General features: G+C 68.5%; 8 protein-coding genes. 6 read left to right on the forward strand and 2 right to left on the reverse strand.

Annotated features, from left to right (window positions below):
• On the reverse strand, nt 1-2,023 hold a 2,023-nt coding region (locus CA984_RS40785), incomplete at its 3' end, for a sensor histidine kinase (RefSeq protein ID WP_242676451.1).
• Nucleotides 2,024-2,345: 322 nt separating this feature from the next.
• Between CA984_RS40785 and CA984_RS40790 the strand changes: the two genes are divergently transcribed.
• A complete protein-coding gene (locus CA984_RS40790) occupies nt 2,346-2,768 on the forward strand; it encodes an NUDIX domain-containing protein (protein ID WP_086578699.1) in 423 nt (140 codons plus the stop codon).
• A gap of 313 nt (nt 2,769-3,081) precedes the next feature.
• Here the strand turns inward: CA984_RS40790 and CA984_RS40795 are convergent, their stop codons facing one another.
• A complete protein-coding gene (locus CA984_RS40795; RefSeq protein WP_086578700.1) occupies nt 3,082-3,504 on the reverse strand; it encodes a hypothetical protein in 423 nt (140 codons plus the stop codon).
• A 647-nt stretch (nt 3,505-4,151) separates the two neighbouring features.
• Here CA984_RS40795 and CA984_RS40800 point away from each other — a divergent pair.
• From CA984_RS40800 to CA984_RS40820, 5 genes are all read left to right on the forward strand, one after another.
• Nucleotides 4,152-4,718 carry a hypothetical protein gene (locus tag CA984_RS40800; RefSeq protein ID WP_086578701.1) on the forward strand — a complete coding sequence of 189 codons (567 nt, stop codon included), beginning with the start codon at nt 4,152-4,154 and terminating at the stop codon, nt 4,716-4,718.
• 71 nt (nt 4,719-4,789) lie between these two features.
• Complete coding sequence (locus tag CA984_RS40805; RefSeq protein ID WP_086578702.1) at nt 4,790-5,632, forward strand: DUF4097 family beta strand repeat-containing protein; 843 nt, start codon at nt 4,790-4,792, stop codon at nt 5,630-5,632.
• Nucleotides 5,633-5,699: 67 nt separating this feature from the next.
• Nucleotides 5,700-6,665 carry an ATP-binding cassette domain-containing protein gene (locus CA984_RS40810; RefSeq protein ID WP_086578703.1) on the forward strand — a complete coding sequence of 322 codons (966 nt, stop codon included), beginning with the start codon at nt 5,700-5,702 and terminating at the stop codon, nt 6,663-6,665.
• Nucleotides 6,662-7,465, forward strand: coding sequence for an ABC transporter permease (locus CA984_RS40815; protein WP_086578704.1), 804 nt, complete (start codon nt 6,662-6,664; stop codon nt 7,463-7,465). Before CA984_RS40810 ends, CA984_RS40815 begins: the two co-directional genes overlap by 4 nt.
• A gap of 118 nt (nt 7,466-7,583) precedes the next feature.
• The coding region (locus CA984_RS40820) for a DUF1707 SHOCT-like domain-containing protein (protein ID WP_242676452.1) at nt 7,584-8,083 on the forward strand (500 nt) is incomplete at its 3' end.

The raw sequence follows: 8,083 nt of genomic DNA on the forward strand, positions 1-8,083 counted from the left end.
GTCGTCCGGCCAGGAGCCGCTGCCCCAGCGGGTGCGCCAGGCCAGCCTGGTCACCGAGCTCAAAGTCCCGGCGGACAGGGACGAACAGACCGACCAGGAGACCTGGGCCGTACGCGACCGGCCCGGGTACCGCTCGGGGACGGTCCACCATCAGCGGTTCCGGGAGCAGCACGATGACACGGGTGCCGCCGAAGGCCGACGGCCGCAGTTCCACCTGGAGGCCCAGACCCGCGGAGAGCCGGGCGACCACGTACAGCCCGAGACGCACATCGTCGGCGTGGGTCATCACATCGAGCTGCGGCGGCGACTGCATCAGGGCGTTGGCGGCGGCGTACTGCTCGGGTTCCATGCCCAGGCCGCGGTCTTCGATCTCCACGGCGAGGCCCCGGCTGACCAGTGCGGCCCGTACCTCGACGGGGGTCAGCGGCTTGGAGAAGGCGGTGGCGTTCTCCATCAGTTCCGCCAGGACGTGGATCAACGGTCCCACCGCGCGCTCGGCTACCCAGGGTTCGCCGTCGACATCGATCGAGATCCGCCGGTAGTCCTGGACCTCGCCCTGCGCGGCGCGCAGTACGTCGAGCAGGCGTACCGGCTTGCGCCAGCGGCGCTGCGGCTGCCCGCCGCCGAGGATCACCAGGTTCTCCTCGTAGCGGCGCAGCCGAGCGGTGAGGTGGTCCAGGTCGAACAGGCCCTCCAGCACCTCGGGGTCCTCGTGCTTGCGTTCCAGTTCGTCCAGCTTCTTCAGCTGAAGGCCGATGAGGATCTGGGTACGGCGGGCGATGCGCTGGAGCATACGTTGGAAGCCGCGGTGTTGTTCGGCCTGCCGTACGGCAGTGAGGACAGCGCTGCGGCTGGCCAGATTGAGGGCTTGCCCGAGCTCGCCGAGCTCGTCGGGGGTGGGCTCGACCATGTGTACTTCCGCGTCCACGTCGACGTCCTCGCCGCGCTCCAGCCGGGCGACCACGTCGGGCAGCCGCTCCTGGAGTTCCTGGGCATCCTCGCGCAGGTGGAGGATGCGCCGGCGAAGAATGGCGGTGAGGCGCCAGATGGTGACGATGACCAGGCCCAGGGCGAGCAGGCCCACGGCGGTGACACTGATGAAGGTCACGAAGAGCCGATCGGCGTGGCTGTATCCGATCTTGCTGACGTTTTCGAGCCGGAGATAGAGAAGTTGCAGCAGTTGCGGGGTGACCGTGTCCACCGAGGAGCGCCACACCGGGCCGACCTCGCGGAGTGTCACCTGGTTGCTCCCGGCGCCGGTCTCGGAGGCGAGCAGCCGGTCCTCCAGAGCAGTCATGGTCTCCCACGTCTTACTGGCCGTCAGCGCTCTGTACTGGCTCTCGTTGCCCATGAGACTGGGGACCACCCGGGACTGCAGGAGGTGCTTCCTGGTGCCGATGGCGTCGGCGACAAGGCCGTACTCGTCCCTCGTCAGGTGCCCCGTCTCCCAGCCGCGGGCCAGAATGGCGTCTTCGCGGCCGATCATGTCGATAGCCCAGAAGAGGTCGATCAGCGTCTGCGCCTTGCTGCTCACCTCGGCGTGGTCGGTGTGACTGAGAGCGGTCAATACGCTGAGGTCCGACTCAAGGACGCCGCTGTAGTAGTCGAACGCCTTCTGCTCGCTGGACCAACCGGCGTCCACCGCCCGCCGCTGCTGGTCGAGGAGGCCGAGGCCGCGTTCGGTCCGGGCGATGGCGTCGGCGAGCCCCTCCTGCCCGTTGGTGGTGTCCAGGGCTGTCAGCGGACGGAAGGCGCTCACGGCCTGATCGGTCACCGCGCGCTGCTTGGCGAGCTTGTCGCGGGAGGTGCTACGGGGACTGGCCTGCGTCTCCGCAGTGAGCAGCCGCTCCTGCTCAAGGCTGAGGAACAGGTCGGCCGCAGGTCCGCCGACGGTATCGGTGGCCAGATCCATCTGGATCTTCTCCGCCTGCCACTGAGTGGCCAGCTGGTATATGCCCGAGCCCAGCAGCGGGGTGAAGGTCAGGCCCGGTACGACCACGACAATGATCAGTACGGTACGCAAGGGCAGCCGGCGGGCACCGGCCATTCGCCGCGGCCGGTCGCTGGTCGACCCCGATACCCCGTTCCCGTCGCCCACGGTCCCCGCTCTTCGTCGCCCGATCCTGCCCAAACCAGCCACGTGCAGGACACTCTCCTCACCGATGGGTGCGTCTATGACGAAAATCGCCAAGGTAGGCGATTGGTGGCCTGATATTAGCCATATGGCGGTTGAGGTATAAAGCCCTCACCTCACCCGGTGCTTCCGCGCGTCGTGGTAGGGCGGCCCTGGCGGAGTTCTCCGACAGGTCCGGGCGGTGACGACTGCTCCCTGGAATGATCAGGGCATGATCGATGCTCGGACCGGTTGGTACTTCATGCACGCTTCGGTCAAGGGCGTGGTGCTGGTGGACGGCCAAGTGTTGCTCTGCCGGAATCCGCGGCAGAAGTGGGAGCTTCCAGGAGGATGGCCGTCGAAGGACGACGCCACTCTGGCGGATGTCGTGCAGCGGGAGGTCCTGGAGGAGAGCGGCCTCGACGTGGTGGCGGGGCCGGTCGTCGGTGCGGAGATCTTCGATATCGAGGGCGCGGGGAAGGTGCTCATCGTGGCCTTGCGCGCCACGGTGAGCGGTCCGGTCTCCCTGCGCCTCAGCAACGAGCACAGCGACCTTCGATTCTTTCCGCTTGACCGGCTTCCCGAAGATCTTGAGTCCGGATATGCCCCGCTCATCGGTATGGCGAGCCGTACCGCACAGCCCGGGTCCGGGTGACCGACCAGGTGACGGCGACCACGGGCGGAGCCGGGCGCCGGTGGGCGGCCATGGATCGTATTCACAGGTCAGATCCGGTGTCGACCCTGGCCCGACCGACGTTCGCCGGGTCCGCCCGGATGAGATCGGCATCGCTGTCGACGCACGACGCCCGACGACTCCGGGAAAGCCCGGATCAACGGACCTTTTGCTTGGTTCCCGCATCCCCCGCGGCGAGATCTGTGCCAGGGGGGAGGAGTGCCGGGGGGAGGAGACGTCTCTTCCGTGAATGTGGAGGCACGGCGCTCGACGACGATCTCGGCACCGCCGGGGATCAGTCGATCCGCCGGCAGATCGCCACCGGCAGCCGAGGGGACCATGTCTTGGTGGCGTCGTCGTACGCACGGGCGTAGCCGTTGTTCCCCCCGGCGCAGGGAGCGGCGATCGTCGTCTCCACGTAGACGGTCCCACCGGGAGTGATGGAGTGCGTCCGGGCGGTCTCCCACTTGGAGAACGCCGTCCGGCCGGTGTTGTACTTGACGACCAGGTAGACCCGGCGGCCGACGGTGAAATTGCCGCCGGCGACCTTGAGGTGGCCGTTGAAGGTGTAATTGAACAGGAAGCTGCTGGGGGCCGTGCTGGTGACGCCCGCGGCGGACGTGGTCGACGCGTTCGCGGCGGTGGTGAGGGCCGGGACGCCCAGGACGATGCCGGCGGTGGCGGTGACTCCGAGCAGGGTGCGGATGGTGCGGTTCATCGGGATCTCCTATGTGATCGTGTGAACCATGGGGTTCGGGGGTGCTCTGTCGGCCGGGGGCTCGCATCACCATTGATAGGCCGGGCCGCCTGCAAGGTGCTTACAACAGCCCTGACGTCCGCCTGCGGACCGCTGTGGTCGATCAGTCGGCGGGTGATCCGACGGGGACGGCCGAACGGGGGCGTGCTCGTCTCCGAGCAGCCTGGCCCGCTCCCCGGCGTGCCGGCACACCCGGCAGAAGGACGATCGCCCGCTCTCCTGGCGCTCGCCGCGGGCGGCGGCCAGGCCGCCGCGCCGGTGCGGGGACCGTCTCGGCGGGAACCGTGACCCCCTGAAGGCTTGAGCCCGTCCGGAGGAGCATGAGAAGCCTCTTGAAGCCCGTGACATGGGCCCGAACGAGGCCTGGCCGATGGCCCCGGACTCCGCCGCCGCTCCTCTCGTGGCGCCACTATGGTGCCATCATGGCTCCGGTCGCCGGACATCTCCTCGACCGTCGCGCCGAGGAGATATTTCCAGCGTAAACGCGTGGTCGCGCGGAGAGCGCTCGGACGCCGGTCAAGGCCCGAAGTCGACCGCGGCGCCATCGTGGCACCGACAAGAACCGTCCAGAGCTTGCCGTGACGCCAATTTGGCGCCATAGTGGCGTCATGGATCTCACGCCGTACGTCGACAACCTCCGCCGCGAGCTGGCGGTCGCCGCCGAGGCGAGCGGCCCGGACGCGCGCGCACTCGCCGAGCGTCTCACCGCATCGCTCGAATCGGCCGTCCGGCTCACCCTGCTCGAGGCGCTGTCGGCCGCCGCGGGCGAGATCACCCGCGATCTCGCGCCGGGTTCGGTCGACGTACGGCTGCGCGGGCGTGACCTCGACTTCTCCGTGACGCCGGCGCCGGCCGAGCGGGCGCCGGAACAGGCGCGCGGGAGCAGCTTGAGGAGTGCGCTGGCCGGCGCGGTGGAGGTCGCGATGGGCGTCCGGGCACCCGTTCCGGAGACACCGCCGGAGGCCGACGAGGGCGGCACGTCGCGGGTCTCGCTCCGGGTTCCCGATCATCTCAAGTCGCGCATCGAGAAGGCGGCCGGCCGGGAAGGGCTCTCGGTCAACGCCTGGCTGGTCCGCGCCGTGTCCGCGGCGCTCGAACCCGGCGACGAGGGCCGTCGCTTCGACCGGGGCGGTGACCAGAGAACCGGGCGGCACTACACCGGCTGGGTGCGCTAGCGCGACCAGCCCACCACTCATCGCCTGTCCCTGCTGACGGGACACCCACCACCCATCGTGAGGGCACCGCCATGCCGACTTTCGACACCCCGGAACCGATCTTCGCCGTCATCGACCTCGCGGCCGCCGACGTCCGGATCCATGCCGGCGACCGTGCCGACACGGTCGTGGAGATACGCCCGAAGAACGCCTCCGACGACGCCGACGTGCAGAGCGCGGCACAGATCCAGGTGGACTACTCCCAGGGCCGGCTGCTGGTGAAGGCGCCCAGGTCCACGATCCGTTCGTGGCTGTGGTGGGGCGGCTCCGTCGAGGTGAGGATCGAGCTGCCGGCGGACTCCCGCGTCGAGGCGAGGACAACGGGGGACTTCCACTGCGGGGGGCGCCTGGGAGAGTCCAGGTTCGACACCGCCGACGGCGACATCTGGCTCGACCAGACCGGCAAGCTGCAGCTGAACACCGCCGACGGCGACATCACGGTGATCCGGTCGGCCGGGCACACCGACGCCACCACCGCCAACGGTGAGATCCGGATTCGCGAGATCGACGGCACGGCGGTGGTCAAGACCGCCAACGGCGCCATCACCCTCGGCGAGGTGACCGGTGACCTGCGACTGAGAACGGCGTACGGAGACATCACCGTCGACCGCGCGCTGGCCGGCGTCGACGCCAAGACCGCGACAGGCGATGTCCGGGTCGGCGAGGTGGTACGCGGCCCGGTCGTGCTGGAGACCTCCTCCGGTGCGATCGAGGCCGGCATCCGCGCAGGCAGCGCCGCCTACCTGGACGTGAAGACGGAGTACGGCAACGTGCACATCGCTCTGGACCCCTGCGACGGTCCCGGACAGGACGACGAGAGCGTCGAGGTGCGCGCCCGGACCTCCAACGGCGACATCGTGATCCGCCGTAGCTGACCCGCCCCCGGCCGGCTTCTCGCACGTCGCCCCGGGCCAACCGGAAATCCATCAGAGGAGAGAGCTCATGCCCCCCGCGATAGTGGCCGAAGGCCTGGTCAAGAAGTACGGCGACGTGATCGCCCTCGACGGGCTGGACCTGTCGGTCCCCCAGGGGACGGTGTTCGGGCTGCTCGGGCCGAACGGTGCCGGCAAGACGACGACGGTGCGGATCCTGACGACCCTGCTGAAGCCGGATGCCGGCCATGCCTCGGTCGCCGGATTCGACGTCGTCCGTGACGCCCAGCGGCTGCGATCCCACATCGGGGCATCCGGGCAGTACGCCGCCGTCGACGACCACCTCACCGGCGCGGAGAACCTGGAGATGGTGGGACGGCTCTACCACCTGGGTGCCAGACGCAGCAGAGAGCGCGCACGAGAACTGCTGGAACGCTTCGACCTGACCCAAGCGGGGGACCGCCCGGTACAGGGCTACTCCGGCRGCATGCGGCGCCGGCTCGACCTCGCCGGAGCACTGGTCGCCAACCCGCCGGTGCTGTTCCTCGACGAGCCCACCACCGGCCTGGACCCCCGAGCCCGCGCGGGACTGTGGGACGTCATCTCCGAGCTCGTCGCCGGCGGCACGACGCTGCTGCTCACCACTCAGTACATGGAGGAGGCCGACCGGCTCGCCGACCGGATCGCGGTGGTCGACCACGGCCGCGTGATCGCGCTCGGCACCGCCGACGAGCTCAAGGATCAGGTCGGCGGCGACCGGATCACGCTGACCGTGACGGACCCGGCGGACCTCGCGGCCGTCCGGCGGCTGCTGGAGCCCATGGCCGTCGGGGAGACGCAGACCGACACCACCGCACTGCAGGTGACCGTTCCGGTGAACAACGGTGCCGCATCGCTCACCAACGCCCTGGCAAGGCTGGCGGCCGAAGGAGTCACCGTGCGCGATGCCGGCCTGCGGCGGCCGACGCTGGACGACGTGTTCCTGACGCTCACCGGACACGAGGCAGCCGAGAAAATGAAGGAGCACAGCCGATGAACGCTCTTCAGATGGCGATCGGTGACGGAATGACGATCACCAAGCGCAACGCCCTCAAGATCAAGCGAGCACCCGACCTGCTGGGCGGCGCGATCATTCTCCCGATCGTGTTCGTGCTGCTGTTCGCCTACGTCTTCGGCAGCATGATCGATATACCGGGCATGTCCTATCAGGAGTACATGATCCTCGGCATCTTCGTCCAGACGGTCATCATGAGCGGGCAGATCACCGGTTACACCCTGGTCCTGGACCTGCAGAAGGGCATCTTCGACAGGTTCCGCACGCTGCCCATGGCGCCGTCGGCGGTGCTGACCGGCCAGACCATCTCCGACCTGCTCATGAACCTGAGCAGCATCGTCGCGATGTCGGTGATGGGGCTGATCGTCGGATGGCGGATCCACTCCGCGCCGCATGAGGCCGTCCTGGGTTTCCTGCTGCTGCTGTCGTTCGCCTACGCGTTCTCCTGGGTGACGGCGACGGTCGCGCTGGCCCTGCGCACGCCCGAGGTCTTCAACAACATCGCCACCGTCGTGTCGATGCCACTGGTCTTCCTGTCCACCGCCTTCGTCGACAGCGCGCGACTGCCCGGACCGCTGAAGGCCGTCGCCGAATGGAACCCCGTCTCCACGATCATCCAGGCGGTGCGCGAGCTCTTCGGCAACATCAATCCCGCCATGCCCGTTCCCGACGCATGGCCGCTCCGGCACGCGGTAACGGCGTCGCTGCTGTGGTCGGCGCTGCTCCTGGCCGTGTTCGTGCCGCTGGCCACGCGGCTCTACAAGAAGGCCGTCAGCCGCTGACCGCCGCCCCGGCCCGTCCGGCAAGACGATCTACGTCGTCGTGCCGGCGGACCATGCCTCATCATCATCATCATCGATGCGGCTAGCAGACAGGCTCTGGAGAGTTATGCCAAGGGACATGCCGAAACAGGTGGTACGAGTCTCCGACGGAGATCGTGAAAGGATCGTTCAGCGAATTCAGCGGGCGTTCACCGAGGGGCGTCTCACCTCTGAGGAACTGGACGCGCGGCTCGAGCGGGCTCTCACCGCCACCTCCGGTGGCGATCTGATGTCGGTGGTCGCCGGCCTGCCCGACGATCTCACGGAGGATGTAGTCCAGCTGCAGTCCGGGAGCGGGCGTATCAAGCGAGTGGGCGAATGGCCGGTCCCGCGAGTGCTGCGGATCGACTCGAAGTACGGAGGCGCGCTGCTCGACCTGTCCCAGACCACCGTCGACTATCCGGAGATCGAGATCGAGCTTCGGCTTCAGTACGGCTCCGCCACGATCGTCCTGCCCTCCGGTGCGACCGTGAACGCAGACGGGGTGCGGACCGAATGGGGCGGGGTGACCTGCAAAGTGCCGGGGCGGGCACGTCCGGGAAGGCTGCACGTCCGGGTCACCGGAGAGCTGGCCTACGG

It is taken from the genome of Streptosporangium minutum (genome assembly GCF_002149035.1).
In the GTDB taxonomy this organism is placed as follows: Bacteria; Actinomycetota; Actinomycetes; order Streptosporangiales; family Streptosporangiaceae; genus Streptosporangium; species Streptosporangium minutum.

Bases quoted from the DNA above. Each gene is read 5' to 3' on its own strand.
- CA984_RS40790 (WP_086578699.1), top strand. From the start codon at position 2,346: ATGATCGATGCTCGGACCGGTTGGTACTTCATGCACGCTTCGGTCAAG.
- CA984_RS40805 (WP_086578702.1), top strand. From the start codon at position 4,790: ATGCCGACTTTCGACACCCCGGAACCGATCTTCGCCGTCATCGACCTC.
- CA984_RS40815 (WP_086578704.1), top strand. From the start codon at position 6,662: ATGAACGCTCTTCAGATGGCGATCGGTGACGGAATGACGATCACCAAG.
- CA984_RS40795 (WP_086578700.1), bottom strand. From the start codon at position 3,504: ATGAACCGCACCATCCGCACCCTGCTCGGAGTCACCGCCACCGCCGGC.
- CA984_RS40800 (WP_086578701.1), top strand. From the start codon at position 4,152: ATGGATCTCACGCCGTACGTCGACAACCTCCGCCGCGAGCTGGCGGTC.